25 protein-coding genes and 2 tRNA genes are annotated in these 24,226 nt (G+C 58.0%); 15 read left to right on the top strand and 12 right to left on the bottom strand.

Going from position 1 to position 24,226, the window contains the following annotated elements:
- The first annotated feature begins 8 nt into the window (after positions 1–8).
- Positions 9–599, top strand: coding sequence for an LUD domain-containing protein (locus tag DTI93_RS03815; protein WP_249079750.1), 591 nt, complete (start codon positions 9–11; stop codon positions 597–599).
- Between the two features lie 67 nt (positions 600–666).
- Here the strand turns inward: DTI93_RS03815 and obgE are convergent, their stop codons facing one another.
- From obgE to rplU, 3 genes are all read right to left on the bottom strand, one after another.
- Entirely contained in the window at positions 667–1,674 is a 1,008-nt protein-coding gene (gene obgE / locus DTI93_RS03810) for a GTPase ObgE (protein WP_248460784.1), read from the bottom strand.
- Positions 1,675–1,790: 116 nt separating this feature from the next.
- Positions 1,791–2,057 (bottom strand): 50S ribosomal protein L27, encoded by a 267-nt coding sequence (gene rpmA / locus DTI93_RS03805; RefSeq protein ID WP_043559867.1) that lies wholly within the window; start codon positions 2,055–2,057, stop codon positions 1,791–1,793.
- A gap of 28 nt (positions 2,058–2,085) precedes the next feature.
- Positions 2,086–2,400 carry a 50S ribosomal protein L21 gene (gene rplU, locus DTI93_RS03800; protein WP_043559869.1) on the bottom strand — a complete coding sequence of 105 codons (315 nt, stop codon included), beginning with the start codon at positions 2,398–2,400 and terminating at the stop codon, positions 2,086–2,088.
- Positions 2,401–2,698: 298 nt separating this feature from the next.
- Here rplU and DTI93_RS03795 point away from each other — a divergent pair.
- Both DTI93_RS03795 and rmuC read left to right on the top strand, forming a co-directional pair.
- Positions 2,699–2,788, top strand: a tRNA-Ser gene (locus tag DTI93_RS03795).
- 172 nt (positions 2,789–2,960) lie between these two features.
- Positions 2,961–4,481 carry a DNA recombination protein RmuC gene (rmuC, locus tag DTI93_RS03790; protein ID WP_249079686.1) on the top strand — a complete coding sequence of 507 codons (1,521 nt, stop codon included), beginning with the start codon at positions 2,961–2,963 and terminating at the stop codon, positions 4,479–4,481.
- 11 nt (positions 4,482–4,492) lie between these two features.
- Here the strand turns inward: rmuC and DTI93_RS03785 are convergent, their stop codons facing one another.
- The 4 genes from DTI93_RS03785 to DTI93_RS03770 form a co-directional block, all read right to left on the bottom strand.
- Positions 4,493–5,467: a flagellin gene (locus DTI93_RS03785; protein ID WP_249079684.1), complete on the bottom strand. Its 975-nt coding sequence runs from the start codon at positions 5,465–5,467 to the stop codon at positions 4,493–4,495.
- Positions 5,468–5,926: 459 nt separating this feature from the next.
- Positions 5,927–6,775, bottom strand: coding sequence for a fumarylacetoacetate hydrolase family protein (locus DTI93_RS03780; protein ID WP_249079683.1), 849 nt, complete (start codon positions 6,773–6,775; stop codon positions 5,927–5,929).
- Entirely contained in the window at positions 6,772–7,881 is a 1,110-nt protein-coding gene (locus DTI93_RS03775) for a glycosyltransferase family 4 protein (RefSeq protein ID WP_249079680.1), read from the bottom strand. The genes DTI93_RS03780 and DTI93_RS03775 overlap by 4 nt, the downstream gene beginning before the upstream one ends.
- A 63-nt stretch (positions 7,882–7,944) precedes the next feature.
- Entirely contained in the window at positions 7,945–10,140 is a 2,196-nt protein-coding gene (locus tag DTI93_RS03770) for an FUSC family protein (protein WP_081847696.1), read from the bottom strand.
- A gap of 211 nt (positions 10,141–10,351) precedes the next feature.
- On the opposite strand from DTI93_RS03770, the gene DTI93_RS03765 reads away from it, so the two are divergent.
- A complete protein-coding gene (locus DTI93_RS03765; RefSeq protein WP_249079678.1) occupies positions 10,352–10,834 on the top strand; it encodes a MucR family transcriptional regulator in 483 nt (160 codons plus the stop codon).
- A 134-nt stretch (positions 10,835–10,968) separates the two neighbouring features.
- A complete protein-coding gene (locus DTI93_RS03760) occupies positions 10,969–11,256 on the top strand; it encodes an HU family DNA-binding protein (protein WP_043559877.1) in 288 nt (95 codons plus the stop codon).
- Here the strand turns inward: DTI93_RS03760 and DTI93_RS03755 are convergent.
- Both DTI93_RS03755 and trxB read right to left on the bottom strand, forming a co-directional pair.
- The gene (locus DTI93_RS03755; RefSeq protein ID WP_052349033.1) at positions 11,237–12,181 is read right to left on the bottom strand and encodes a LysR family transcriptional regulator; all 945 of its coding nucleotides are present in this window, start codon (positions 12,179–12,181) and stop codon (positions 11,237–11,239) included. The two genes, DTI93_RS03760 and DTI93_RS03755, sit on opposite strands and share 20 nt — an antisense overlap.
- A 283-nt stretch (positions 12,182–12,464) precedes the next feature.
- Positions 12,465–13,436, bottom strand: coding sequence for a thioredoxin-disulfide reductase (gene trxB / locus DTI93_RS03750; protein ID WP_103765589.1), 972 nt, complete (start codon positions 13,434–13,436; stop codon positions 12,465–12,467).
- 297 nt (positions 13,437–13,733) lie between these two features.
- Between trxB and DTI93_RS03745 the strand changes: the two genes are divergently transcribed.
- Together DTI93_RS03745 and DTI93_RS03740 are read left to right on the top strand one after the other, a co-directional pair.
- The gene (locus DTI93_RS03745; protein WP_043559880.1) at positions 13,734–14,198 is read left to right on the top strand and encodes an Lrp/AsnC family transcriptional regulator; all 465 of its coding nucleotides are present in this window, start codon (positions 13,734–13,736) and stop codon (positions 14,196–14,198) included.
- A 9-nt stretch (positions 14,199–14,207) separates the two neighbouring features.
- Complete coding sequence (locus tag DTI93_RS03740; protein WP_249079676.1) at positions 14,208–15,620, top strand: glycosyltransferase family 39 protein; 1,413 nt, start codon at positions 14,208–14,210, stop codon at positions 15,618–15,620.
- Between the two features lie 82 nt (positions 15,621–15,702).
- On the opposite strand, the gene rpsU is transcribed toward DTI93_RS03740, so the two are convergent.
- Positions 15,703–15,906, bottom strand: coding sequence for a 30S ribosomal protein S21 (gene rpsU / locus DTI93_RS03735; RefSeq protein WP_026294133.1), 204 nt, complete (start codon positions 15,904–15,906; stop codon positions 15,703–15,705).
- A 253-nt stretch (positions 15,907–16,159) separates the two neighbouring features.
- On the opposite strand from rpsU, the gene DTI93_RS03730 reads away from it, so the two are divergent.
- Complete coding sequence (locus DTI93_RS03730) at positions 16,160–16,648, top strand: MarR family winged helix-turn-helix transcriptional regulator (RefSeq protein WP_052349035.1); 489 nt, start codon at positions 16,160–16,162, stop codon at positions 16,646–16,648.
- A 91-nt stretch (positions 16,649–16,739) separates the two neighbouring features.
- On the opposite strand, the gene DTI93_RS03725 is transcribed toward DTI93_RS03730, so the two are convergent.
- Positions 16,740–17,360 (bottom strand): outer membrane protein assembly factor BamE, encoded by a 621-nt coding sequence (locus DTI93_RS03725; protein ID WP_373364574.1) that lies wholly within the window; start codon positions 17,358–17,360, stop codon positions 16,740–16,742.
- 185 nt (positions 17,361–17,545) lie between these two features.
- Here DTI93_RS03725 and DTI93_RS03720 point away from each other — a divergent pair, with 185 nt between their 5' ends.
- The 7 genes from DTI93_RS03720 to DTI93_RS03690 all read left to right on the top strand — a co-directional run bounded on the left by DTI93_RS03720 (position 17,546) and on the right by DTI93_RS03690 (position 23,056).
- Positions 17,546–18,148 (top strand): DUF177 domain-containing protein, encoded by a 603-nt coding sequence (locus tag DTI93_RS03720; RefSeq protein ID WP_166651601.1) that lies wholly within the window; start codon positions 17,546–17,548, stop codon positions 18,146–18,148.
- A gap of 220 nt (positions 18,149–18,368) precedes the next feature.
- The gene (gene rpmF / locus DTI93_RS03715) at positions 18,369–18,575 is read left to right on the top strand and encodes a 50S ribosomal protein L32 (protein ID WP_043559883.1); all 207 of its coding nucleotides are present in this window, start codon (positions 18,369–18,371) and stop codon (positions 18,573–18,575) included.
- Positions 18,576–18,683: 108 nt separating this feature from the next.
- Positions 18,684–19,787 (top strand): phosphate acyltransferase PlsX, encoded by a 1,104-nt coding sequence (gene plsX / locus DTI93_RS03710; protein ID WP_081563495.1) that lies wholly within the window; start codon positions 18,684–18,686, stop codon positions 19,785–19,787.
- 8 nt (positions 19,788–19,795) lie between these two features.
- A complete protein-coding gene (locus tag DTI93_RS03705; protein WP_283162708.1) occupies positions 19,796–20,791 on the top strand; it encodes a beta-ketoacyl-ACP synthase III in 996 nt (331 codons plus the stop codon).
- Positions 20,792–20,898: 107 nt separating this feature from the next.
- Positions 20,899–21,210 (top strand): integration host factor subunit alpha, encoded by a 312-nt coding sequence (locus DTI93_RS03700; RefSeq protein ID WP_043561110.1) that lies wholly within the window; start codon positions 20,899–20,901, stop codon positions 21,208–21,210.
- Positions 21,207–22,904: a MerR family transcriptional regulator gene (locus tag DTI93_RS03695; RefSeq protein WP_249079674.1), complete on the top strand. Its 1,698-nt coding sequence runs from the start codon at positions 21,207–21,209 to the stop codon at positions 22,902–22,904. The genes DTI93_RS03700 and DTI93_RS03695 overlap by 4 nt, the downstream gene beginning before the upstream one ends.
- 75 nt (positions 22,905–22,979) lie before the next feature.
- Positions 22,980–23,056: transfer RNA gene (locus DTI93_RS03690), tRNA-Pro, on the top strand.
- Positions 23,057–23,067: 11 nt separating this feature from the next.
- Here DTI93_RS03690 and DTI93_RS03685 read toward each other — a convergent pair.
- On the bottom strand, positions 23,068–24,183 hold the full coding sequence (locus DTI93_RS03685) for an AI-2E family transporter (RefSeq protein WP_043561113.1): 1,116 nt from the start codon (positions 24,181–24,183) through the stop codon (positions 23,068–23,070).
- Positions 24,184–24,226: the final 43 nt, after the last annotated feature.

Below are 24,226 nucleotides of genomic sequence, written 5' to 3'. Positions count from 1 at the left end.
ACGAGACGATGAGTGCCCGTGATGTCATTATGCAGCGTCTGAAGGAAAAAAAGTCTCCGCAGGAAGGGGCCTATCCGCTGCCGCCTGTCGTGACATTGGGGGATCAGGATGCCAGCCCGGAACGGTTCGAGGCCAGTCTGGCCCTGATGGGCGGCAAGATGCTCTCCTTGCAGGATGGGGAAGGGGTCGAGCAGGCCATCAGGCGTGCGTTCCCGGAGATGCGCAATCTCTGCACCGCCGTACCGGAGGTGGAAGGGACGCTGCGGATTGAAGACCTGGAAACGCACGAACAGGCCGACACGGTGGATGTGATGGTCGTGCGGGCTGCTTTTGGCGTGGCGGAAACGGGTGGCGTCTTCCTGAGTGAGGTGGAGCTGAAAGACCATCTGGCCGATGTCCACCTGGCGCAGCATCTGATCGTCCTGCTCTCGAAGGATGAGCTGGTGGGCAACATGCACAATGCCTATCAGCAACGTTCCGAGTTTCGGACGGCAGGGTATGGAGTGTTGATGAGTGGCCCTTCCGCCACGGCGGACATTCAGGGCGTCCTGATCCGTGGGGCGCAGGGTGTGAGGAGCCTGTCTGTCATCTGGGCCTGACGGCTTCCGGGAACAGGATACAGAAAAGGCCGTGCGATACTATGTCGCACGGCCCTTTTTTTCTGGATCAGAGACCTTCGTTGCGGGAGGCCGTCACGCGGTCCTGGAGATGGCGTAGCAGTTCTGGCAGGCCGTCCCGGCTGACGCCGGAAAGCAGATGAACCTCGGTACCGGAGGCGGCCTCCAAGGCGGCCTTTCGCTCCTCAATTTCTTCCGGCAGCAGGGCGTCACATTTGTTCAGGACGAGAATCTCCGGCTTGGCTGCCAGCCCCTCATCATAGGCCTTCAGTTCCTTGCGGATGAGCTTCCAGTTTTGGACGCAGTTTTCATCCGTCCCATCAACCAGATGGATCAGGACGGCACAGCGTTCCACATGGCCGAGGAAGCGGTCACCCAGACCCGTTCCTTCGCTGGCACCTTCAATGAGGCCGGGAATGTCGGCAATGACGAATTCTTCCACGGCATTGAGGCGCACGACACCAAGCTGTGGATGCAGGGTCGTGAAGGGATAATCCGCAATCTTGGGGCGGGCACGGGAGGCCACTGAGAGCAGGGTGGACTTGCCCGCATTGGGCAGGCCGACAAGCCCGACATCGGCAATCAGCTTCAGCCGGAGCCAGACCCAGCGTTCCTCCCCGGGGAAGCCCTTGTCGGCCCGGCGTGGGGCACGGTTGGTGCTGCTCTTGTAATGGGCGTTGCCCAGGCCACCATCGCCACCCTGACAGAGCAGGACGGTCTTGTTTTCCTCATCAAGGTCCGCCAGCAGGGTCTCACGGTCTTCATCGAAGATCTGCGTGCCGATGGGAACATCAATGATGACATCATCCGCTCCCGCCCCGGTCCTGTTGGAGCCAGCCCCGTTGCCACCCTTGCGGGCACGGAAGTGCTGCGTATAGCGGAAGTCGATCAGCGTGTTGAGGCTCGGCACGGCACGGAAATAGATGTGGCCACCCCGGCCACCGTCACCGCCATCCGGCCCACCGAATTCGATGTATTTTTCCCGGCGGAAGGCGACAACGCCATCTCCTCCATCACCGGAGCGGACATAGATTTTGGCTTGGTCAAGAAACTTCATGGGAAGGCCGCCACAGCAAGGGGGAGGGGAAAGGGACAGGAAGAAAAAAGGCCGGCACCATTGATGGTAGCCGACCCTTCTTCATGCTCTGTGCCCGTCAGGGCAGGCAGAGTGCGTTATTCGGCAGCTTCTGCCAGGGCAACGGAAACGTGTACCTTGCCACCAGCACGACGCTGGAAGCGCACGCGGCCATCAACCAGTGAGAAGAGGGTGTGGTCACGCCCCATGCCAACGTTCTCACCCGGGTGCACCTTGGTGCCACGCTGACGGATGATGATGTTGCCGGCGATGACGCTCTGGCCACCGAACTTCTTCACACCAAGACGGCGGCCCGCACTGTCGCGTCCGTTACGGCTGGAACCACCTGCTTTTTTTTGTGCCATGACTGTGTCTCCTTAGGAACGGGCGAAATTACGCAGCGTTGATTGCGGTAATGCGCAGAACGGTGACCGGCTGACGATGGCCGTTCTTGCGACGGCTGTTCTGACGGCGGCGCTTCTTGAAGATGATGACGGTCGGCAGACGGTCCTGTGCGACGACCTCGGCGGTCACGCTGGCACCCTCGACCAGAGGGGCACCGATCTTCGTGCCAGCCTCACCACCGACCATCAGAACGTCGGAGAAGGTGACTGTGCTGCCAGCCTCGGCATCCAGCTTCTCAACCTTCAGGATGGCGTCCTTGGCGACGCGGTACTGTTTCCCGCCCGTGCGGATGACTGCAAACATGCAAAACTCTCTTTATGTTACCGAAGCCTCTGGCCGTGTTCCTTCCTTTCTGCGAAAGGAGGATGGCCTGCTCGCTTTTTGTCATTGGTTCAGATGGTGCCCCGCCAGCAGCGGAAAACCGTAGGAACAGGGGGGTTCTGTACTGCTTTTCTCCTGCACCGTCAATAAAAAAGCAGGATTTGCGGCGGGAAGGCGGGATGGAAGAGGGCTGCCTCTTGCCAATCCTGTAAAATCCCGCCATAACACCGGCCATCAGCTGGTGATGGTGGGCGCTGCCCCTGTTCCATCCCAGTTCCCCGGAGAGGTGCCAGAGTGGTCGATTGGGGCGGTCTCGAAAACCGTTGAGCGTGCAAGCGTTCCGAGGGTTCGAATCCCTCTCTCTCCGCCATGATGATCGTTCCCTTTGCATGTAAACTTTCGGTGCCGGGTGTTGTTCACCGGCAGGCTGGCCTGTGGCCTGATAGCCCGTTAGTTTGATACCCCGTAAGATATGGACTGCCTCCTTCAGACTGGTTTACGGAGGACATGGTCCCAAACCGGGGCCTTTGGGAGGGAGCAACATGCAGATATCCGTACTGGTGATCGGTACCGTCGCCATGGCTGTCGTGGCGTTTCTGGCGGCCGGGTTGGGGTATCTGCTGGCCATGAGGCGGGCCGGGTGGCAGATATCTGATCTTGCCATGCAGGTCCGGCAGATGGAGGTGGCTTTCCAGCAGGCCAGTGACCGGAATGACAGGGACGGAGCGGAGCTTGCCCAGCTCAGGAGCAGGCTTCATGACGTGGAGCTTTCGGACAATACGGCCCGCACGCAGCTGCGCAATGCCCATGAGACGGTCCAGCGGCTGGATGCGGCCCTGACGGAACGGGGCGGACAGTATGAGGCCCTCCTCCAGAAATATGGCATGCTGGAAAAAGAGCATGTGGAAATCAGAACGACGCTGGAGCGGAAAGAGGAACATTTCCGGGAGCAGATGCAGCAGCTTGGCGAGGCTAGGCAGTCGCTGGGGAAAGAGTTCGAAAATCTGGCCAACAGGATATTCGAGGAAAAAGGTAAGAGTTTCGCTGATGCCAGTCAGGTCAGCCTGTCGTCCATGCTGAAGCCGTTCCGGGAGCAGATCGAAGGTTTCCAGAAGCGGGTCAATGAGGTGCATGATGCGTCCCTCCAGGGGAACAGCACCCTCAATGCGGAGATCAGGAAGGTTCTGGAGATCGGCCTGAAGATGAGTCAGGAGGCCACCAACCTGACATCAGCCCTGAAGGGGGATTCCCAGCAGCGTGGTGCCTGGGGGGAGGCGCAGCTTCGCCGGACCCTGGAGATGAGCGGTCTTGTGGAAGAAGCCCATTATGAGGTCCAGAGTTCCTTCCGGGATGCGGAGGGGCGGCAGAAGCAGACGGACTATCTGATCCGGCTGCCCGAAGGCAAACACATCATCATCGACAGCAAGGTGTCACTGAATGCCTATGACCGGGCCGTGGCGGCGGAGAGCCAGACGGAGCACGAGGCCGCTCTCAGGGAGCATGTGAAATCCGTCCGCCGGCACATGGATGATCTGGCCTCCAAGGATTACACGAACCTGATCGGGATGCGCAGTCCCGGTTTTGTCCTCATGTTCATGCCGATCGAGCCGGCCTACATCAGTGCCCTGAAGGCGGACCGGGACCTGTTTGACTATGGGTACAGGAAGGGCATCGTGCTGGTGTCCCACACGACACTCATTCCCATCCTGCGGACGGTCGCCAATCTGTGGATGATCGAACGGAGCAACCGGGAAGCCCGTGAGATCAGCGAGAGGGCGGGGGACATCTACAATTCGGTATGCCTTGTGGCCGAAAGGTTGAATAAGCTGGGCGGAAGTCTGAACACGGCAAGTAACCATTACAACAGTGCCGTCAGGGCCTTGGCCGGGCAGCAGGGGCTGTATGGCCGGGTGGACCGTTTCAGGCAGCTTTCAGCCAAGGTCAGCAAAAATCTGCCCCGGCTGGAGGCCCAGCACATGGATTTTGAAACGGAACGTCTCGGTCTGATCGTGGAACCGGTGGAAGACGGCACCGGGCAGCCGGTACCGGCGACCGGTGCCTGAGCACGCCGCCCTTACTGGAAGAGGGACAGGATGTTCTGTGACTGGCCATTGGCGATGGACAGGGACTTGATGCCGAGGGACTGTTTGGTCTGGAGAGATGTCAGTTTGGCAGACTCGGCAGACATGTCAGCATCCGTCAGCGCACCGGATGCTGCCGTGAGGGAATCGGACGATTTCTGGCCGTAGGAACTCATGGATTCGATGAGCTGTTGGTTGGCGCCAAGGTCGGATGTGACGTTGGTCATCGCCTGGATGGCGTTCTGCGTGATCTGGATCATTCTGGGAAGACGCTGGGCCGTGGCCGCCGCATTGAAACCGTCGCTGATGCGGGCACCGTCAGGAGTGGCCGTCAGGAAGTTGTTCACGGTGGGGTCTTCCCCAGGCATTGCGCTGCCGGGTGTCATGCCGAACAGTTCCGTCATGATGTGGCCGATCCCGTAACCGGTCGTGAGGCCGATCATGTAACCGTAGCTGTTCAGTGTCTGCGTGTCTCCCTGGAGGCTGGTGACAAAGGTCAGGCTGTTGGAGGTAATGCCCATTCCGTCCCCCGTGCCGCTCAGCGTGCCGCCGGAAAGAAGATTGACGCCTTTCACCGTGGCGTTTCGGGCGATGGTGTCGATGCTTTTCATGTAACCTGTCAGCTCTTTGTTGAGCTGGCCGAGAGATGATTCATTGCCGATGTTGTTGCCAACGGTTGTCACGGCATTCTGGACATTCTGAAGAACCTTGATGATGCTGTTGGCCGCAGAGTTGGTAGCGCTGAGAACCTGGGAGGCATAGCTTAGCCCGTCATTGACAGCACTTTGTCCTGCAATGTCCCCGCCAATCTGGGAGGCAATGCCGAAAGCGGCTGGATTGTCGGAGGCATTGGCCACTTTCTTGCCAGTGGAAACAGCGTTTTCCGTGTGGGCCAGATCCGTCTGTGTCGTGTTCAGTGTTTCCAGGGCAGCCAAGGAAGACTGGTTGGTGTTGATGGAAAGACTCATGGCCCTTTCTCCCAGTTCATTAAGCGGAACCAACGGACATCTGCTGGCGGATGCAAGGAAACACGAAAATTTTACAAGCTTCTTAAATTTTGAATGAAAAATGGTTCTTCACTTGTTTTATGAAAGTCACATTAGAGCGCCATTAAGATTCATCATGTCGAGAGCTGATTGTTTATAATAGAGAAATATGAGTAATGTTTTAATTATATGATATGGATTTCATGGCGACATGTCGTGAAAATGGCATATGTGTATTTCAACTTCATGAGCCAAGGAGCGTCAGGATGACATGGGTTTCTTCCGGTCCGGTATTGTGAAACCAGTGCTCCATGTCCACGAGAATAATGGCCATCCAGCTGGTGGCAGGTGAAAATGGCGCGGGCAGGCGGTGGATTCAGAGGACAGTTCTGTAAGTATCTGTTTCTGTCATTCTGTCTTTCATGGGGTTGTTCTGTTTTTTCATCGTATCCATCGCACGAGTGTCTGCTTCTGTTCCCCCAGCCCTTCAATGCCCAGCCGCATTTCGTCACCTTCCTGCAACCACAGGGGCGGCTTGTGTCCCATCCCGACACCGGGCGGTGTTCCGGTGGCAATGATGTCGCCGGGCAGGAGCGTCATGTACCGGCTGAGATAGGCGATGATCTTACGGACAGAGAAGATCATGGTGGCTGTCGAGCCGTCCTGACGACGGGTTCCGTTCACGTCCAGCCAGAGGCGCAGGTTCTGCGGATCAGCGATCTCATCAGCCGTGACAAGGAAGGGGCCGACAGGCCCGAAATTGTCGCAGCCCTTGCCCTTGTCCCATTGTGAGGACTGCATCTGGAAACTGCGTTCTGACACATCATTGACGATGCAGTAGCCTGCTATATGCTCCAGAGCCTTCGCTTCCGTCACATGGCGGGCTGTGCTGCCGATGACGATGCCGAGCTCGACTTCCCAGTCCACTTGTGAAGCATGGGGCGGGATGGGGATGTCGTCATGGGCACCGCAGAGGGCGGAAGGAGCTTTCAGAAAGACGATTGGTTCCTGCGGGATGGGAAGACCGGCTTCTTCGGCATGATCGGCATAGTTCAGGCCAATGCAGACGCATTTGGAGACATGGCTGATGGGCACGCCGAACCGGGGAGAGCCTTCCACGGCTGGCAGGGTCGCTGCATCAATGGCTGCCACCTGAGCAAGGGATTGTGGGGAGAGGCGCTCCGGCGTCAGGTCACTCCAGAGTCCCGAAAGGTCACGCAGTGTACCGGAACTGTCGATCAGTCCGGGCTTTTCAGAGCCGGGGCGGCCATAGCGGCAGAGTTTTGTCATGACGGGGTTTTTCCTGAGGGTTGCGGGGTGGTCATCCGCTCCAGTTTTTCAACGATTTTTCCGCATCGTTGCGTGAAGGCTTCCCGGCTGTAATGCTGTTCGATGTAACGTTTTGCAGCTTTGCCGTAGTCGTTCAGCAGGGCCGGGTTCTGAAAAATTTCTGCCAGCGTGTCGCAGAAGGTTTCAGGAATCCTGTCAGGTTGCAGCAGGAATCCTGTCTGACCGGGCTGGACGCTGTTGCGCATTTCCCCGACCGGTGTCGCCATGACAGGCAGGCTCATGTTCATGGCTTCATGGGCAGCCAGACACATGCCCTCATAACGTGAGGGCTGTGCGTAAAGCTGGAGCGTGCAGAGAAAGGCCGGAACATCCGTCTGGAAACCTTTCAGGGAGACGTGGTTTTCCAGCCCGTGCTGCCGGATGAGGGTTTCAAGCTCCGCCCGCTGGGGGCCATCGCCTGCAAAGGACAGGTGCACGAGGTCTGCCCACTGGGGATGACGTGTGCGGAACAGGGCCAGACCTTCGATGAGCAGGGGATAGTTTTTCACCTCATGCAGTCGCCCCGTGCTGCCGATGTGCAGAGGTGTCCCGCCATTCCAGTCCGGGGCCGGGTGGTTTTCGGGGGCGGCCACATAAAGAGGCCAGGACGTGATTTTCTCCGGCGGAATGTTCATTTTTTCCCGAAGGAAACGGGCTACATAAGCGGAATCTGCAACCCATAGCCGGGTAATGCGACGGCCTGCCGTGGTGGTGAAACGGATGCTGGCACTGTTCTTCCAGCTGACAACGGGAATATTGAGGAGTGCTCCGGCCAGCTGGCCCAGCAGTGTGGCCCGGCTCAGGGAGGTCCAGATGATGTCGGGCCGGTTCCGGCGGAGCAGGCGCAGGAGACGGATCAGCGTGAGGAAGAAACTGCGGCGCCGGCTGTCCAGAAGATGGTAGGGGATTCCGGCCTGTTCCAGATGAGGAGCTGCCCCCATGTCCCGAGGCTCGCAGGCGGTGACATCCACCTGATGGCCGAACTGTTCGAGGGTTTTTACGATATCCGGGATGGCAAATTCAGCCCCACCCGTTTCCAGGCTTGTGACAACATAATGGATCTTCATGGAGACGGCAGAACCTCGGACAAGGGCAGGGAGGCAGAAGTCTGGCTGCCCACAGGCGGGAGATCAAGCCCTTTGCGGGTGGCCTGCGTATGAATCCTCATCATGGGGCAGGGGGATGGGGCCTTCACCACGGAAGGGCTTGCTGGCATCCAGAAAATTCTCGTTTGTCCGCAAGGTGTGTTCGATCACCACAAGATGGGCCAGGGCACGGGTTATTTCCAGCCGGATGATGGCCTCATGGTCCTGTGTGTCCAGCTCACGCAGGCGGCGTATGGCGGCCCGGGTCAGGCGGGCTGCCCGGTCATGCCGGCGGGATGAGTGTTCAATGTAATAGAGAACCAGCGTGATGGGGCGGCGGGCGCTTTCCGGCAGATACTCACGGTTGAGCAACCCTCGCAGGCGGATGATGTTCAGCCCGAGTGTCAGGGTAGCCAGCGTACCCTGAATACCGGCCTCCACAAGGGGGGACAGGGTGGTGGCGTGGCTGAGAAGGCGAGAGAAGCGGTCCGTACTGTGGCCAATCCATGCGCTGATCTGCGGTGTGCTGCTCAGGCTGGCAAGATTGCGCAGCTCCCGCAATGTGGCACGGCGCAGCCGGAATTCTTCGGCCTTGCGGTTGAAAGGCAGGATGCTGCGGAAGATCAGCACGGCCGTTACACCTGCAAGGATGATGGCGAGGTTGGTGTTGTAGAATTTCGTCTCGTCAATGACATGATGATTCTGGATGCCCAGCATCAGGGGCATCAGCAGGTTGAAGGCCGAGGCTGCCGGGGCTGTGGCGGGGTTGGCCCGGGCTAACCCTCCGATCATCATCACGCAGGACAGGATGAGCACCAGAGGTTCATATGTCGTGACCATGGGAATGAAGATGAAGCAGAGCAGCCAGGCCACGCACCAGCCTACCGCAAGCCCTTTGAGGAATTTGATTGTTCCCAGTACGGGGTCTTCCTTTGTGGCGAAAAGGCCGCAGATCAGGGCCGTGATGCTGATGAGTGTGTTGCCATTGGACCATGCCGTGATTTCATAAATGAAGGATGTGACCAGAATGGTCAGCGCCGCACGGAACCCGTTATTGAAGGCAAGTCGCCCGTCCCGGTGCGTATGGCGCTGGAACTGGAAATGGTCACCACGCACACTGTGCGTGCTGGCGTGATATTCCGTGATGGCTTCTTCCAGATCACCGATCAGATCCCCAAGGGATGAGAACAGAATACGTTCATCCAGTGCGGAATCAGTAATGATGGTGGTCTTGTCCCGTAGAGGGGTTAGTGGGCCAGAGGTGGAGATGATCTTTTGCCGGTGTGGGGTTGCATAACGGCGGCAGATGTCCCGGAGGTGCTGGAGCTCGGCGAGAAGTTCCGAGATTTCGGCTTCCTGGGGCAGGCGGCTGGAGAAGTCCTTCAGAAAATGCCGGAACGCCCGTGCCACCGTGTCAAAATCCTGATGGTTGGAGGAGAGCAGCTCCAACCGTGTGGCCATACCGAAACTGCGGGAGAGCAGGGCGGATACGGCGGCCAGGGCGGCACGGGCATGGTCGCCTTCATGACCATGCGCACCCATTTCCAGTTCCGCAAATTCGATCTGGTCGTTGATGGAGAGGATGGTGCCGAACAGCTTGCGGGCTTCCGTCAGGGCGCCGGTGTCCCTCTGGAGAATATGGTGGAGGGTGTCGGCCACCAATGTCAGGGCCGATTCCAGTTTTTGCCGTATCTTGAGATGGGCTACACGGTCCTGGTTGAAGGCGAAGAGAAGCCCGATGAAGGCCTCACACAGCACGCCGAGGATGATGTAACTGGCACGGGATACGGCAAACATGAAGATGCTGCCCGTATGCGGGACGACATCCATGCAGATGATGGCGCAGGTGTAGCCGGAGAGAACCAGCGCATAGGAGCGGAAGTTGCTGACAAAGGTGGCCAGCCCGCTGCAGAGGCCAATCCACAGGGCAATGATCGGGAAAAACAGCCAGGGAGCCTGCGGATATATGCCGACGAAGATCAGGGCCGCCACACCGCCAGCCAATGTTCCTATGATGCGCCAACGGGCTTTGGAGAGGCTTTCTCCTCGTGTCAGCTGCGCTACGGACCAGACCGTCATGGGGGCCCAGATGGGACTGTCCAGCTCCAGCCAGAGAGCGATCCCCAGAGACAGACAGGCTGCAATGGTAGTCCGCAGGGCGAAGAGAAATCCATCCAGGGACGGGGTGAAGATCCAGTAGAAAAAGGACGGGGTCCTGAAGTTCAGAAAACGGGTGATCATTGCGCATCCAGTGGCTTTCAGGACGGGAGATTACTGCCCTTTACGCATGGATGCGAGGGGTCACACTTATAATTGAACAAAAATATCGGAATGATTTCAGAGGGAATATTTTTTTCATTATCATGGAATATTTCTCTTTTTTGTTTAAAGGAAAAATAGTAAAACTTTTCTGAAAATTCTGCTGAAGACTTGTAGCTGCAAAGGTTATTCAATGACGGACAATACTCAGGCTGAAGGAACTCAGACGGCCCCGAATGAAGAGCGCAGAAAGCTGCTGGAGCTGACGACTGATATTGTCGTCGCAAAGTTGACTGGTTCTGATGTCTCTGCTGACAGCCTGCCGGGACTGATCCGCCAGGTTTATGAGGCACTTGCCGGGCAGGGGGGAGAAAGCGGTGACGTAGTGGAGCAGACCCGGCAGCAGCCGGCCGTGCCCGTGCGCAAGTCCGTCTACCCTGATTATATCGTCTGTCTGGAAGACGGAAAGAAGCTGAAGATGCTGAAGCGGCACCTGAAGAGCACGTATGACATGACGCCGGATCAGTATCGGGAGAAGTGGGGCCTGCCTGCGGATTACCCGATGGTGGCGCCAGCCTATGCTGCACGGCGGTCCGAGCTGGCCAGAACGATTGGGCTCGGGCGTAATATTGGTGTCTCAGCCGAGAATAAACGGGATAATGGCCGTAAAAACTGAAACCGTTTATTAACATCAATCTGAAAAAAAGCCGGGCGTAAACCCGGCTTTTTTCATAGTAGAGCATTTTTTCTTGACGTTTCTGGCGTCCTATTGTCACTCTTCGGAAGAATGATCAGTGACGGAGAGTTTGGATGACACGCTCGGAATTTGTCGCTTTACTGACCTCCCGCCTGGAGGGTATTTCCAGAGATAAGGTTGATCAGGCTGTTGATGGGATATTTTCCCGTATCGCTTCTGGCCTTGCAGCAGGGAACAGGGCCGAACTGCGTGGCATAGGCAGTTTTGGAACACGCCAGCACACTGCCCACCAAGGACGGAACCCGAGAACGGGTCAGTCCGTGGCTGTCAGGGCGAAGCGTGTTCCTTTTTTCCGGGCTGGAAAAGACCTGCGCGAGAGGGTCAATCAGCCGAAGAAATGAACGGCTCTGCGCTATGTGAGGGGGTTTCTTTCCCCGTACGGGCCGTATTGAGTTCTTCCAGCAGGAAGTCCCGGAAGACTGAAATCCTTTTGGAGCTTCTCAGCTCTTCCGGATAGACAAAGAACGCCTCTGCCAGCGGGCCATGCACATCTGGGAGAATACGGACAAGGTTAGGATGGGCGGAAGCCGTGTAGAAAGGCAGGGTTCCGATGCCGTTGCCCTGCGCAATGGCCATGCCGACCGCCGCAATGTTGTTGACGGCAAGGCGGACCTTGGGGTGGAGGATGATTTTGTCCTTCACGAGCCGTTCAATCAGCCAGTTTACATGGGGTAGGGGAAGGTGCCAGCCAGCAAAGCCGATCAGATTGTGGTCGGCCAGATCCTTCAGTGTGGTGGGGGTACCGTGTTCTTCCAGATATTCCCGGCTGGCATAGATGGGCATGTGAAAACTGGCTAGGTGACGCTGGATGAGGTCGGGCTGGGTGGGAGGATGGAGACGGATGGCGACATCAGCTTCCCGCATGCTCAGGTCAAGATCGGAATCCTCAAGCAGGAGCGTGACTTCCACATGGGGATGACGTTCCATGAAGTGATGGAGACGGGGTGTCAGCCAAGAGAGGCCAAAGCCTGATGTGGTCGTGACCTTGATCTTCCCGGCTGCTTTCTCCCTGTTTTCACTCAGGAAAGCTTGGGTCAGGGCTAGTTTGGAGAAGACCTCCCGGGCCGTGCGGTGGAGCACCTCGCCCTGTTCGGTCAGGATAAGCCCACGGGCGTGGCGATGGAAGAGAGGTACGCCCAGTACGTCTTCCAGTGCAGAAATCTGTCGGGAGACAGCAGACTGGCTCAGGTTGAGACGATCACCGGCATGAGTGAAGGAGCCGGCTTCCGCCACGGTATGAAAGATACGGAGTTTGTCCCAGTCCATTTTCTGATTCCCGTACGCCCCTTCGCAATAATCATGGCCAGCTCTGCTCATAACGCCCCGCATCGTAACCTTAACCGTCTATCTATTTCATGAAAAATTCCCGAAAAGAAACGATCGGTCAAGGGCAGAATGCCTCTAAAGTTGGTTATATTTTCGTTAAATGAAGATGAAAGGCCATGAAAAGGATAGAGTTTAGTCCATTTTAGCTAGTGTTGACTGATAGAGGGCAGATCATCTTTCAGCAAGGCGAAAATGAGAGATGGTCTGCCCCTGTGCAGGTCTGTCAGGCACCATATTTTTTTTCGGCAAGGTAACGTTCCGCTTCCAGAGCGGCCATGCAGCCCGTACCGGCAGCCGTGACAGCCTGACGGTATGTCTTGTCCTGAATGTCGCCGGCTGCGAAGATGCCGGGAATGGACGTTGAGGCAGTTCCCGGCTGGGTTGTGATGTAGCCTTCTTCATCACAGAGGACTTCATGCCGGAAGGGGCCTGTGCTGGGGCTGTGGCCGATGGCCACAAACACGCCATCCACGGCGAGACGCTCCGTTTTCGTGTTATCCTGCGTGTCTGTCAGCTCAAGGGCCGTCACGACGGCGGGTGAACCTTCACCGATGATTTCGCGGACAGACCGGTTCCAGTGAACTTTGATCTTGGGATTGTCATGCAGGCGCTTCTGGAGGATGCGTTCGGCTTTCAGGCTGTCACGCCGGTGGATGAGATGCACGGTAGAGGCGTGGTGGGTCAGATAGAGGGCTTCTTCCACGGCCGTATTGCCCCCGCCTATGACGGCAACGTCCTTGCCGCGGTAGAAGAAGCCGTCGCAGGTTGCACAGGCAGACACGCCGGCACCCTGATATTTTTTTTCAGAGTCGAGACCAAGCCACTTGGCCTGGGCGCCCGTGGCAATGACGACCGTACGTGCCAGGAACAGGTCGCCAGAATCCCCTTTCAGGTGGAAATAGCCTTCTGCATCAGGGCCCTGCTTGAGGGAGGCTTCCGTGATGAGGTCATAGAGCAGCTTCGTCCCGACATGTTCAGCCTGTTCCCGCATCTGTTCCATGAGCCATGGCCCCTGGACAGGTTGTGCAAAACCGGGAAAATTTTCGATTTCATCCGTGATGGTCAGCTGGCCACCGGGCTGCATGCCGGTAACCAGAAGAGGCTGCATGCCAGCCCGGGCGGCATAGATGGCTGCTGTATAGCCTGCCGGTCCGGCCCCGACGATCAGCATGTCGGTATGATGTGTCTCTGCCATTGAAAGCTCCGTGGTAAAGGGATCATCTTCCCGGCTAGGGGGATGAGAGGAATGGTTTCGAAGGGGCGGGGTGATCTTAGGTCCGCTACGGGCTGGAGGATAATAGATATAGTATATGAAAGATTTCGGTAAAAATAATTATCTTGCGGAGAAACGAAATATTATTTCTCTTTTCCATGGGAAGAGTTTTCACATAAGAAAGATCAGTCTATACAGGCGGGGATAACCCCCTGCGGATGAGCCCGTTCCCCATCCGGGCCGCATGGGGGTTCTGTGAGCAGAGTTGCTGGAAACCATATGAGCATTGCAGACCTTGATGAGATTGACCGCAGTATCCTGGCGGAGCTCCAGCAGGATGGCCGTGTTACCAATGTGGAGCTGGCCCGACGGGTGGGAATTTCTGCGCCGCCCTGTCTGCGTCGTGTCAGGCGGCTGGAGGAGATGGGGCTCATCCAAGGCTATCATGCGACGTTGGCTCCGGCGATGCTGGGTTGGTCCATCACATTTTTTGTTCTGGTCGGGCTGGACAGCCAGAAAGGTGCCGTGCTGGCAGAGTTCGAGGCCCTGGTCGCAGAATGGCCGGAAACGCAGGAATGCCACATGATCCGGGGAGGGGAGGATTTCCTCCTCCGTCTCATGGCCCGGGATGCGGAACATCAGAATCGTCTGACACGGGACCTGATCGAGGTAACGCACGTCGTACGGGTACAGACTTTCCAGGTCATCAGGACAAGCTGTGAGAGAGCCGGCGTTCCGCTCTAGGAGCGGATCATGCTGAAACCTGTCCGCTTTTTCAGGCGCTGGAAGCCATTGCATATCCTGTTCTGCTGTGCGGCTCTGGGGCTCATGGTGCGGCTTTTTCTGGCTGCTGAAGTACCTCTCATACCTGATGAGGCCTATTACTGGCTCTGGTCCCGCCATATGCAGGCAGGGTATCTGGACCATCCCTTCATGGTGGCGTTGTGGATTCGGCTGGGAACCCTCTTGTGGGGGGATACGCCGTTTGGCGTACGGTTCTGTGGTCTGGTCGGTTTTGTCTGTGCCAACATATGGCTTTTTCTGGCCGCCCGTCGTTTTTTCCCTTCTCGTGACAGGGTGGGGGGTCGGGCGATTCTGCTGTTGAATGTGACCCTGATGGCGTCTGTGGGGCTTGTTCCGGCCACGCCAGATGTCCCTCTGTTTGTTTTCCTTTGTCTGATGTTATGGGCTTTGTCTGGAGCCTTGCAGTCCCATGGGGCGGCAGCCTGTGGCTGGTGGGTGCTGTGCGGTATTGGTCTTGGTCTGGCAGCCGATTCCAAATACACGGCTCTTCTGCCGGGGCTCGGTCTGGTGGGGTTTGTTCTGTTTGGCGGCCGGGGGGCTTGGCGTATGGCCGGCCCCTGGTTGGGGGGAGGGGCAGCAGCCCTCATGGTGCTGCCAACCCTGGTCTGGAATGAAAGGCATGGCTGGGCGGGTTTGCTGAAACAGGGCGGACGGGCTTCGTACTGGCATCCTGAACGGGCCGGGCAGTTTCTGGGGGAACTGCTGGCGGGGCAGCTGGCCCTATTGACCCCTTGGGTTGCTGTCCTGTGTTTCATGGGGCTATGGCGTGCCCGCCATGGGCAGCGTGTGCTGTTGTGGCTGTCCGCTCCTGCGCTGCTGCTGTTTCTGGTGAATGTGACGGGAGAGCGTGTCCAGCCCAATTGGGTCTGGGTGCTGTATCCAGCCCTTATCCTGGCCGGGGCCGCTTATGCGGGTCGGCCCAGGGGAGCCTGTATGACGGGGGGCATCTGCACGGTTCTGGTCTATGCTCAGTGTCTGACGGGATGGTTGCCACTGCCCCCGCATATGGATCCCATCGCAAGGTTGGGGGCAGGTTGGAGTGATCTGGCAGCAGCGGTCGCAGAAGAGGCCGAAAAGGCAGGGATTTCATGTCTGGCAACGGACGATTATGCCCTAGCCTCAATTCTGGCGTTTCAGAAACCGCAAGGTCTTGCGGTGCTGGGAAAGGATTCCCGATGGGGCTATGTGGCAGGGCTTCCTCATGAGACGGTCAGGACGGTCCTGTATCTGAAGGATGGCCGGTATGGACCGGTGCCCGCAGGCGGCTGGGCCGTATGGCGGAAGGACAGGAAGCGGCCTGTAAGGGTCTATCTGCTGGAAAAACGGCACGACCTTTCCGGCTGGATCGTGCAGCGGCCTTGATGGGCGGCATGAAGGCAGACATGAAAAAAGCCATCCGAACATGGATGGCTTTCTCATTCGTACAAATACGAACAGGCTGACTTCAGAAGCCCTCGCGCTCCAAGCGCTTGCGCTCCATCTTGCGGGCGCGACGCACGGCCTCGGCAACCTCGCGGGCGCGGCGCTCGGACGGCTTTTCAAAGTGGCGACGGAGCTTCATCTCACGGAAGACGCCTTCGCGCTGCATTTTCTTCTTGAGGGCTTTCAGCGCCTGGTCAACATTATTATCACGAACGAGAACCTGCACGGTGTCGTCATCTCCTTTGGGGTTCTGATCCTTCCCGAGCGGTGTCTGTAGCATCACCCATTGAAGGACGCGGATCCGATTACAGTGTGAAGTGGCCTATCATACTCCAAAACGACAGACAATAGTTTCTGATGGGCATAAAGGGTGGAGGCCCTCTTTATCTGTGGATTATTTCGCCTGTCTGATGGTTCCTCATGGCTGGTGGGCGTATGGTGCATGTGGATGAGTGTGTGGTGAACAGGAGGAGGACGGGATGGGGGTACAGAATGACAGGCGAACCATGGTGGATGCGCACCTGTATCTGCGTGAAAATTCCATCAGGCAGTCCTTTGAGGGGCTCCTGGCCCTCTGGCGGTCCCTGTCCGCTGCTTGTGAAGGAGGGCTCGACTCTCACGGTCTGGGGCCTGCCCATTACCGGATCATGTTTTTTCTGGGCAGCCATGGCGGATTGCTGCCCAGTGAGCTGTGCAGGCGGCTTGGCATTACCAAACAGTCGCTGGGCCGGGCCCTTGGCGAGTTGAAAGCGAAAAAACTGGTCGAGCAGAAACAGGATGAAGGGGACCGGAGGAAGCGGCCCGTTTTTCTGACAGATGAGGGCAGACAGCTTGAGGCAGAACTTTTTGCTGCCATTCGCACTGTCCTGACACGGGCATACAGGCAGGTTGACGGAGCCGCTGTTGATGGGTTCCGCAGGGTCTTGCATGTTGCCGAATATGGCGGGCCGCTCTCGGAGGGGGGATAAGAAAAGGGGAGGAGCCGGACAAAGACTCTTCCCCTTCATGGAAGGGATTTTTCAGCCCGTTAGCCCGTCACCAGGCTGCTGGATGGATGGATCAGGGCATCGAGTTGCCGACGCCCCCATTGCCGGTGCCCTGGCCACTCATCGGGCCGGCACCCATGCCACCATTTCCCAGTCCGCCGAAGGTGCTGCCCATGCTGCTCATCGGGTTGTAGCGGCCCACATTGCCCAGCAGCTCCCGCAGAACAGAAATATGCGTGCCCGGTGTCGGTGTAGCTCCGCCTGCCATGGAGACACGGATGGCATCATGCCTGTCCAGCACGTTCATCTTGCGGAGAACGCCAGCATTGTCGAAATTCAGGACCAGGACCTGCTGCTTGTCCACAACCGGATGAGCCAGCGGCACGAGGTCCTTCGTCATGGAAATGTAGATCCATGTATTGTCATTGAAGGTTGCATGGGCTGTCGGAGAGCCCAGTATGCTCAGGGCATCATTCTGGGTGCTGGAGTTGAGGACCAGCTGGTCATAATCCAGTTTCTCGATCAGCGCCCCGCGCGGGATGGGCGGCGGGCTGATGGCCTCACAGCCGCTGAGCATCAGCACCCCACCGGCCAGAAGGCCTGTCCAGCAACGGCGTCGCAGTGCCATGAAGCGGGCCAGACGGGGGAAGGGGGAGCTCTTGTCCGGGGTGGAGGCAGTAGAGAAGCTGGTCATGAAGGGCAAACTGTCCTGATGATATGCGGGCAAGCCATACGTGCTCTTTCCGGTGCCTCAGAGAGGGCAGCATGTCAATCTTTTTCGTGGATTGTCGGGCTGTGGCTGTCCGGCAGCAGTTTAGGCTTGACTTCATGGCGTCAGCCCCTTCTGAAAGAGGCACCCTGGTAAATTATCGTGAGGTCATGATGTCATCTGGAGGCAGAGCAGACGCCGGAACACAGCCAGAAGAAAGGATTGCGCCAGAGTTCTCGCGCCGCATTCCACTGGCAAAGACGGGCCGCCCTCTTGAAGAGCATGTGGAGGCCAATGCTGAGGAGAGGGAAGGTCTGCGGAAGCGCTTTGGTCTTCTGTCTTTGAAGGAGCTGTCCTGCACTTTTGCGCTGAGGCGGGGGGCGGAGAATATCGTACTGGCGGAAGGTCATATCCGGGCGGAGGTGGAGCAGGCCTGCATCATCACGGGTGAACCGGTGAAAGAGGTGATCGACGAGCCGTTCAGTTTACGTTTCGTCCCGGTTTCCGAGATGCCTGATGAAGAGGATATCGATATTGAGGCTCTGCTTCAGGAAGATGCCGATGATGTTCCTTATGATGGCCGCATGATTGATCTGGGCGAGGCTGCGGCAGAACAGCTGGCCCTCTGCCTGACTCCTTATCCGCGGCGGGCAGGAGCAGGGCTGGAGCAGTTCGTGGAGGTCACACCGTCTGATGATGAGCTGGATGCACGGCCCGGCGCAGCCCGGGAAAATCCTTTTGACGTGCTGAAAAAACTCAGGAAGGAGCCGTGAAGGAGTGGTAATCTTTCCGCCTTTCTGGTAAAGGCAGGGAGTAAGGAGCGATGCCGTAGTGGCATTGATGCTTGCAGAGAGATGCTCTCTCTGCTAGAGCCCCACGCCTGAGCACCGTGGCTTATGGCGGTGGTGAAGACCTAATGAGATTTCTCTGGCTTGAGGCCGCGCCGTGCGGTAGCAGAAGCCGGATACGCAACCCAGTGAGAGGCAGATACCCATGGCCGTCCCTAAGAGAAAGACTACGCCGTCCCGTCGTGGCATGCGTCGCAGCCATCAGGCTCTTCGTGTTGAGGCGCATGCTGAATGCGCCAACTGTGGCGAGATGAAGCGCCCGCATCATGTGTGCAGCCATTGTGGCCATTATGATGGCCGTGAGGTTGTCAGTGCAGAGGGCCGTGCGCTGAAGACAGCCGTTCGCGCCTGATTGCCCGTATCCTGAGGGATACTGCCGCCCCGGGCTTCCGGTCCGGGGTTGCATTTTCGTGCATCCTGCCTGAGCAGGAAAAACAAGGAATTTCTGGGGGCTGCACTCATGACGGAGGCGTCTGGCGTCAGAGCTGAGGGTGGAGTCGAAAAGCAGGCTGCACAATCCCCGGCTCCTTTTACTCTGGCCGTTGATGCCATGGGGGGAGATAACGCCCCCGAGATCGTTCTTGCGGGACTGGAGATGACGGCCATCCGTCACCCGGACATCCGGATTCTTCTCATAGGTGATGAGAAGGTCCTGAACGCATCACTCGCAAATTATCCCAAACTTTCTGGAATCTGCACCGTGCGCCATGCGCCGGAAAGCATTCCCATGGAGATGAAACCCACTGCGGCGCTTCGCGTGCGGGGATCCTCCATGCGGGTCGCCATGGAGGCTGTTGCCTCTGGTGAGGCTCGTGGCGTCGTGTCCGCCGGGAACAGTGGTGCGATGCTTGCATTGGCAAAGATCATCGTAAAAGCCCTGCCCGGTATTTCTCGCCCGGCCATGGCGGCTGTCCAGCCATCCGCCCGTGGTGATGTCGTCATGCTCGATCTGGGTGCGAACATCGTATGCGATGCCCGCAATCTGGTCGAATTCGCCATCATGGGGGAGGCCTTCGCGCAGGCGGCCCTGTCCCTCAAGGCGCCCAGCATCGGGCTGCTCAATGTTGGTTCGGAAGAGCTGAAGGGCGACGAACGCCTGAAGCAGGCTGCCGAGCGCCTTCGGGACAGTGTGTTGTCTGACCGTTTCCACGGTTTTGTGGAGGGGCATGACATTACCGCCGGTGTGACCGATGTTGTCGTGACGGATGGTTTTACGGGCAATGTGGCACTGAAGACTGGTGAAGGGGCGCTGAAGCTGGCTTTCGGGTTGCTCAGGAGCGTGTTCATGAGCAGCTGGTTGACCCGGATCGGCTATCTTCTGGTCCGCCCCGGTCTGCGCCGCATGAAGGAATGGATCGATCCCAGCCGCTATAATGGCGCCGTTTTTGTGGGGCTGAATGGCATCGTGGTGAAGTCACATGGTGGGGCAGATGCCGAGGGTTTCGCCTCTGCGGTGGATGTTGCCGTGGATGCGGTGGAAAACAGGCTGAATGACAAGATCCGCCATCGTCTGGATCAGCTCGGCATGTTGGGGCAGTCTGGAGAAAGCAGAGAGCAGGAGTGACGTCTTCCATGGCGCAGGATAAACAGGTCCGGGGAGCGGCAGTGGGTGCCCGTCTGACAGGTGTCGGCAGTGCTCTTCCGCAGCGTGCTTTCAGCAATGAGGAGCTGGCTGCCGAATTCAGACTTGATACGTCGGATGAGTGGATCAGGACCAGGACCGGAATCCGTCAGCGGCATATTGTGTCTGGCGATGAATCCGCCGTATCCCTTGCGCATCTGGCAGCCCAGCGGGCGCTGGAACATGCTGGCAGAACAGCAGATGATGTGGATGCCGTCATCGTGGCAACATCAACGCCGGATCAGGTATTCCCTTCCGTTGCCGTACGTGTTCAGGCGGCTCTGGGCATGGAACGTGGTTTCGGGTTTGACGTCAGCGCAGCCTGCTCTGGTTTCGTGTATGCGTTGACAGTGGCTGATTCCATGATCCGCTCCGGTCAGGTCAGGCGTGCCATGGTGATCGGTGTGGAGGTATTTTCCCGTCTTCTGGACTGGGAAGACCGTTCCACCTGTGTGCTGTTCGGGGATGGCGCTGGTGCGGTCCTGCTCGAGGCAGGCGCAGGTGAGGGAGAGGGTATCCTGTCCACGCATCTTCACGCAGATGGCCGTCTTGGTGATCTGCTCTATGTTGATGGTGCCGTTGGCTGTGCGTCTGGCAAGGTGGCGTTGAAAATGCATGGGCGGGAGGTGTTCCGTCATGCTGTCGTCAACCTTGCTGCCGCTGTTGATGAAGCGCTGGAGACAAACGGTCTCAAGGGCACGGACATCCAGTGGCTGGTGCCGCATCAGGCGAATCTGCGGATCATTGATGGCATGGCCAAGAAGCTTGCCCTGCCGTCGGATCGTGTCGTGGTGACGGTAGACAGGCACGCCAACACGTCGGCGGCATCAATCCCCCTTGCTCTGGATGAAGCGGTCCGGGATGGGCGGATCAGGCAGGGCGATCTGATCCTCATGGAGGCCCTTGGTGGTGGCCTTACATGGGGGTCTGCTCTGGTGAGAATGTAAGGCCTTTCCAGGCGGAATCAGCGCTTCTGAAACTCCCCTGATTTATATGCAGGGGAGTTCGTTTTTTCAGTGTGCTAATCAGATGGCTCGTGATACCTTTTCCCATTATGGAGACAATTGCACGCGCTGATCTGATAGAGCTCCTCCAGGAGGAGCATGGCTTTTCCCGGCAGCAGGCTACCCTGTTTCTGGAGAAGATGTTTGAGTTGTTCATCCAGACTCTTGAGCAGGGCAAGTCGCTGAAGATCAGCGGCTTCGGTACGTTCGCTGTACGGGATAAAGCAACCCGTCTGGGGCGGAATCCCCTGACAGGGAAAGAGGCCATCATCTCGGCCCGGCGTGTGCCGTTCTTCCGGCCATCCCGTCTTCTGCGGGACAGCGTCAATGGCAGACCATCAGCTCAGGATGCCCATCAATGATGTCCACTGATTCATCTCAGCCTCAGCATGGGGGCTTGAGGACAGCCATCAGCGTTGCAGGGGAGCTGGGGTTGCCTCTGTACCGTCTGCATTCATGGGAAAGTCTTTATCCTGTTTTCAGGGTAAAGCAGGGTGAAGACGGGCAAAGTTATTACGATGAGCAGGCTGTCACGGTCGTGCGCAATATCGCCCGGCTCCTTTATCAGGATGGTGCCAGAAGCCATGAGGTTGTTCCATTGCTGAAGCGTGAGGGGATCATCAGTGATGGCACGCCGCTTTCCGTCTCGGGCGGGGCGGAGACAGCTGGTCACGGCGAAACCTCTTCACCTGACCAGCTGAAGGAGTTGCAGAAGGAAAACAGAACGCTCAGCGATCGTCTTGAGGAGTTTGGTCAGATTGCGCTCTCCCTCAAGACACTGGAAGATGAGAATGCTTCCCTGAAGGAAGCGCTGGAGCAGTCCCGGTCTGCCCCGCAGCCTCAGAAGGACGCAAAGGGTGGTTATGTTGCAGAGCTGGAAGAAGAGAATCTGGCTTTGCAGGAAACGGTTGAGCGTCTGACGGCGGAGACGGCCACGTATCAGCAGGCGGTTGCCGATGGGAAGGAGCAGCGGCTCCAGCTGGAGACGCTGCGATCAGAGCTTGCCGGGTTGCGGGCGGAGCGTGACAGGGCGTCGGTCCTGCATGAGGAGCTTGAGGCCGTACGGGCGGACATCAGGCGTCTTGAAACCGAGAACGGGGCGCTGCGTGCGGCTGGGCAGAAGCAGCGTGAAACGGAAGCCACTCAGGGACGTGTTCTGGAAGAGCGTAACGCCGAGTTGCAGAAAACTGTTGATCGCCTGATGGCTGAAGCCAGAGAGCATCAGAAAGAGGCAGAGTCCCGGAAGGAACGTTTGAGCCAGCTGGAAGGGCTGCGGGTCAAGCTGGCCGACATGCAGGTCGAACATGGGCGGATACAGACCCTGAGCAGGGAGCTGGAAGAAGCCCGTGCTGAGGCAGAACGGTGCCGGGGGCTGGAAGCTGAAATCGAGACACTGCACAGGGCTGCCATGGAGCGGCAGACAGCGGGTCAGGCCAGACAGCAGGAACTGGAAAAGCAGGCTGCGTCTCTGCGGGAAACTGTTGATCGGCTGAAAGCTGACGCCAGAAAACAGGTGCTGGCAGAAGAAGCCAGGCGGAATGAGGTGCAGGCTCTTCAGGGGCAGTTGAAAACCCTGCAGGCAGAGCATGAGCAGGTGCAGACCTTGCAGTCGGAAGGCGCTGCCCAGCAGAAACAGCTTGCCAGTCGTCTGGAGGCTGTAGGGGCAGAGCGGCAGGAGCTTGTGCGGAAGCTGGAACAGTCTGTTCTGATCATGCAGTCCCTTGAGGATGAAAATGTCCGTCTCAAGCGTTCCCTGAAAGAGAGTGAGGCAAAATTGGCAGCACAGGCTGTCATCGTTGGCAGGGTGGAGCATCTTGAAGCGGAAAATGGCGAGCTGAAGCAGGCGCAGGCCGGGTTTGCCGGTGAGCGTGAACGCCATGCCGAGGCAGTGGAACGTATCCGTACCCTTGAGGGGGAAGGCGTTGTCCTGCAACAGAAGCTGACAGCCCAGGATATGGAAAACCGTCTCCAGGTCCGGCGGAAGGATGAGCTGGACAGGCTGCTGCATGATCTTCTTGGCGAGCTGGCCGAGATGAAAAAAACCCTTACCCTCTGAAAAAATATTAAAAAAAAGCCCCGGGCCATTGCAGGAATGGGCCGGGGCTGCTAGAGCTTCCTCACCGCAGGACGACGGGCAGTAGCGCAGTCTGGTAGCGCATCAGTCTGGGGGACTGGGGGTCGTGGGTTCGAATCCCGCCTGCCCGACCATCTCCTGCGGTTCACTCCCTCACAATATGTCCCGTACGCTGGCCAGAAACCTTGTTGCTGGTCCAGAGTGTCCAGAGCAGGTGCAGGGCTGCCATGATGGCTGGTCCGATGAACAGGCCCATCAGCTGCCATGTTTCCGCACCGCCCAGAATACCCATCAACACCCAGAGGAATGGGACTTTTGTGCTGCCGCCTATCAGGACAGGGCGAATGAAGTGGTCTGCCACGAACAGCACGACCGCACCAATCAGCCAGACGATGGCGGCGGCCAGCATGCTACCCTTGAAGGCGATCAGCAGGCATACGCCTGTCACGGCGATCCAGCCGAGCAGAGGGACCATGGCCGCAATGGCTGTCGCCAGCCCGAAGATGAGCGGCTGTGGGGCCCCGGCAACCACGTAGCACACGCCCATGATGGCCCCTTCACCCAGCCCGACCAGAACCAGGCCGGAAACCGTGCCATGAATGGAAGCAACAATCTGTCGTGCAAGGCTTTCTCCCTGCGCTCCGAAGAGACGCTGCGAGCCGATCATGCATTTCCGGATGATGCTGTCGCCATCCTTCAGCAGGAAGAAAAGTGTCAGCATGGAGAAGCCGAACAGGATTCCCCGGTGCAGGACTTCCGAACCGAACTGTTTGCCCACGGCCATGCCATGTCCCAGATTCAGGGAATGGAACAAATCGTTCAGGGCATCAGGATTGCTGAGATGCTCGGTCCAGAGGGCGGTGGCCGGTCCGGAAGCCACTGGCAGGCGGTCCAGCCAGGCGGGGGCCGGCAGCCCCTGATGGCGGATCGTATCAAGCCACAGGAAAGCCGAATGGATTTCGTCAGCCGTCTTGATGCTGATGAAGGAAACAGGGACGAGGAAGATCAGCGCCAGTACACCGGTAAAGAGCAGGGGAAGCCATATCGTGTGGCCGAACCGCCTTGTCGAGCGTTTGTATAGCGGCCAGAGGGCAATGGCGAAGATGCCGCCCCAGAGGAGAGCTGGCAGCATGTGTCTGAGTGTCCAGAGGGCTGCCAGCACGAAAAACAGTGCCAGAAAACCACGGGCCCGTTTCTGTAGGGTCTTGGAGGGCGGAGAGAGCCGCAGCGGTTGGGTGGTTCTGTGGTGTGGATGGGTCATGGTGCGTGGTGTCTCGGTCAGCGTGCCAGAATGGAATGAAGCA

The sequence above is a fragment of the Parasaccharibacter sp. TMW 2.1884 genome (assembly GCF_023337695.1).
Taxonomy (GTDB): domain Bacteria; phylum Pseudomonadota; class Alphaproteobacteria; order Acetobacterales; family Acetobacteraceae; genus Bombella; species Bombella apis.
Note: the sequence above shows the minus strand (reverse complement) of the source record. Positions and strands in the feature narration are given on the sequence as shown.

Excerpts from the sequence above, each read along its gene's own strand:
- DTI93_RS03815 (WP_249079750.1), top strand. The coding sequence starts at position 9 with ATGAGTGCCCGTGATGTCATTATGCAGCGTCTGAAGGAAAAAAAGTCT.
- obgE (WP_248460784.1), bottom strand. The coding sequence starts at position 1,674 with ATGAAGTTTCTTGACCAAGCCAAAATCTATGTCCGCTCCGGTGATGGA.
- rpmA (WP_043559867.1), bottom strand. The coding sequence starts at position 2,057 with ATGGCACAAAAAAAAGCAGGTGGTTCCAGCCGTAACGGACGCGACAGT.
- rplU (WP_043559869.1), bottom strand. The coding sequence starts at position 2,400 with ATGTTTGCAGTCATCCGCACGGGCGGGAAACAGTACCGCGTCGCCAAG.
- rmuC (WP_249079686.1), top strand. The coding sequence starts at position 2,961 with ATGCAGATATCCGTACTGGTGATCGGTACCGTCGCCATGGCTGTCGTG.
- DTI93_RS03785 (WP_249079684.1), bottom strand. The coding sequence starts at position 5,467 with ATGAGTCTTTCCATCAACACCAACCAGTCTTCCTTGGCTGCCCTGGAA.
- DTI93_RS03780 (WP_249079683.1), bottom strand. The coding sequence starts at position 6,775 with ATGACAAAACTCTGCCGCTATGGCCGCCCCGGCTCTGAAAAGCCCGGA.
- DTI93_RS03775 (WP_249079680.1), bottom strand. The coding sequence starts at position 7,881 with ATGAAGATCCATTATGTTGTCACAAGCCTGGAAACGGGTGGGGCTGAA.
- DTI93_RS03770 (WP_081847696.1), bottom strand. The coding sequence starts at position 10,140 with ATGATCACCCGTTTTCTGAACTTCAGGACCCCGTCCTTTTTCTACTGG.
- DTI93_RS03765 (WP_249079678.1), top strand. The coding sequence starts at position 10,352 with ATGACGGACAATACTCAGGCTGAAGGAACTCAGACGGCCCCGAATGAA.
- DTI93_RS03760 (WP_043559877.1), top strand. The coding sequence starts at position 10,969 with ATGACACGCTCGGAATTTGTCGCTTTACTGACCTCCCGCCTGGAGGGT.
- DTI93_RS03755 (WP_052349033.1), bottom strand. The coding sequence starts at position 12,181 with ATGGACTGGGACAAACTCCGTATCTTTCATACCGTGGCGGAAGCCGGC.
- trxB (WP_103765589.1), bottom strand. The coding sequence starts at position 13,436 with ATGGCAGAGACACATCATACCGACATGCTGATCGTCGGGGCCGGACCG.
- DTI93_RS03745 (WP_043559880.1), top strand. The coding sequence starts at position 13,734 with ATGAGCATTGCAGACCTTGATGAGATTGACCGCAGTATCCTGGCGGAG.
- DTI93_RS03740 (WP_249079676.1), top strand. The coding sequence starts at position 14,208 with ATGCTGAAACCTGTCCGCTTTTTCAGGCGCTGGAAGCCATTGCATATC.
- DTI93_RS03730 (WP_052349035.1), top strand. The coding sequence starts at position 16,160 with ATGGGGGTACAGAATGACAGGCGAACCATGGTGGATGCGCACCTGTAT.
- DTI93_RS03725 (WP_373364574.1), bottom strand. The coding sequence starts at position 17,360 with ATGACCAGCTTCTCTACTGCCTCCACCCCGGACAAGAGCTCCCCCTTC.
- DTI93_RS03720 (WP_166651601.1), top strand. The coding sequence starts at position 17,546 with ATGATGTCATCTGGAGGCAGAGCAGACGCCGGAACACAGCCAGAAGAA.
- rpmF (WP_043559883.1), top strand. The coding sequence starts at position 18,369 with ATGGCCGTCCCTAAGAGAAAGACTACGCCGTCCCGTCGTGGCATGCGT.
- plsX (WP_081563495.1), top strand. The coding sequence starts at position 18,684 with ATGACGGAGGCGTCTGGCGTCAGAGCTGAGGGTGGAGTCGAAAAGCAG.
- DTI93_RS03705 (WP_283162708.1), top strand. The coding sequence starts at position 19,796 with ATGGCGCAGGATAAACAGGTCCGGGGAGCGGCAGTGGGTGCCCGTCTG.
- DTI93_RS03700 (WP_043561110.1), top strand. The coding sequence starts at position 20,899 with ATGGAGACAATTGCACGCGCTGATCTGATAGAGCTCCTCCAGGAGGAG.
- DTI93_RS03695 (WP_249079674.1), top strand. The coding sequence starts at position 21,207 with ATGATGTCCACTGATTCATCTCAGCCTCAGCATGGGGGCTTGAGGACA.
- DTI93_RS03685 (WP_043561113.1), bottom strand. The coding sequence starts at position 24,183 with ATGACCCATCCACACCACAGAACCACCCAACCGCTGCGGCTCTCTCCG.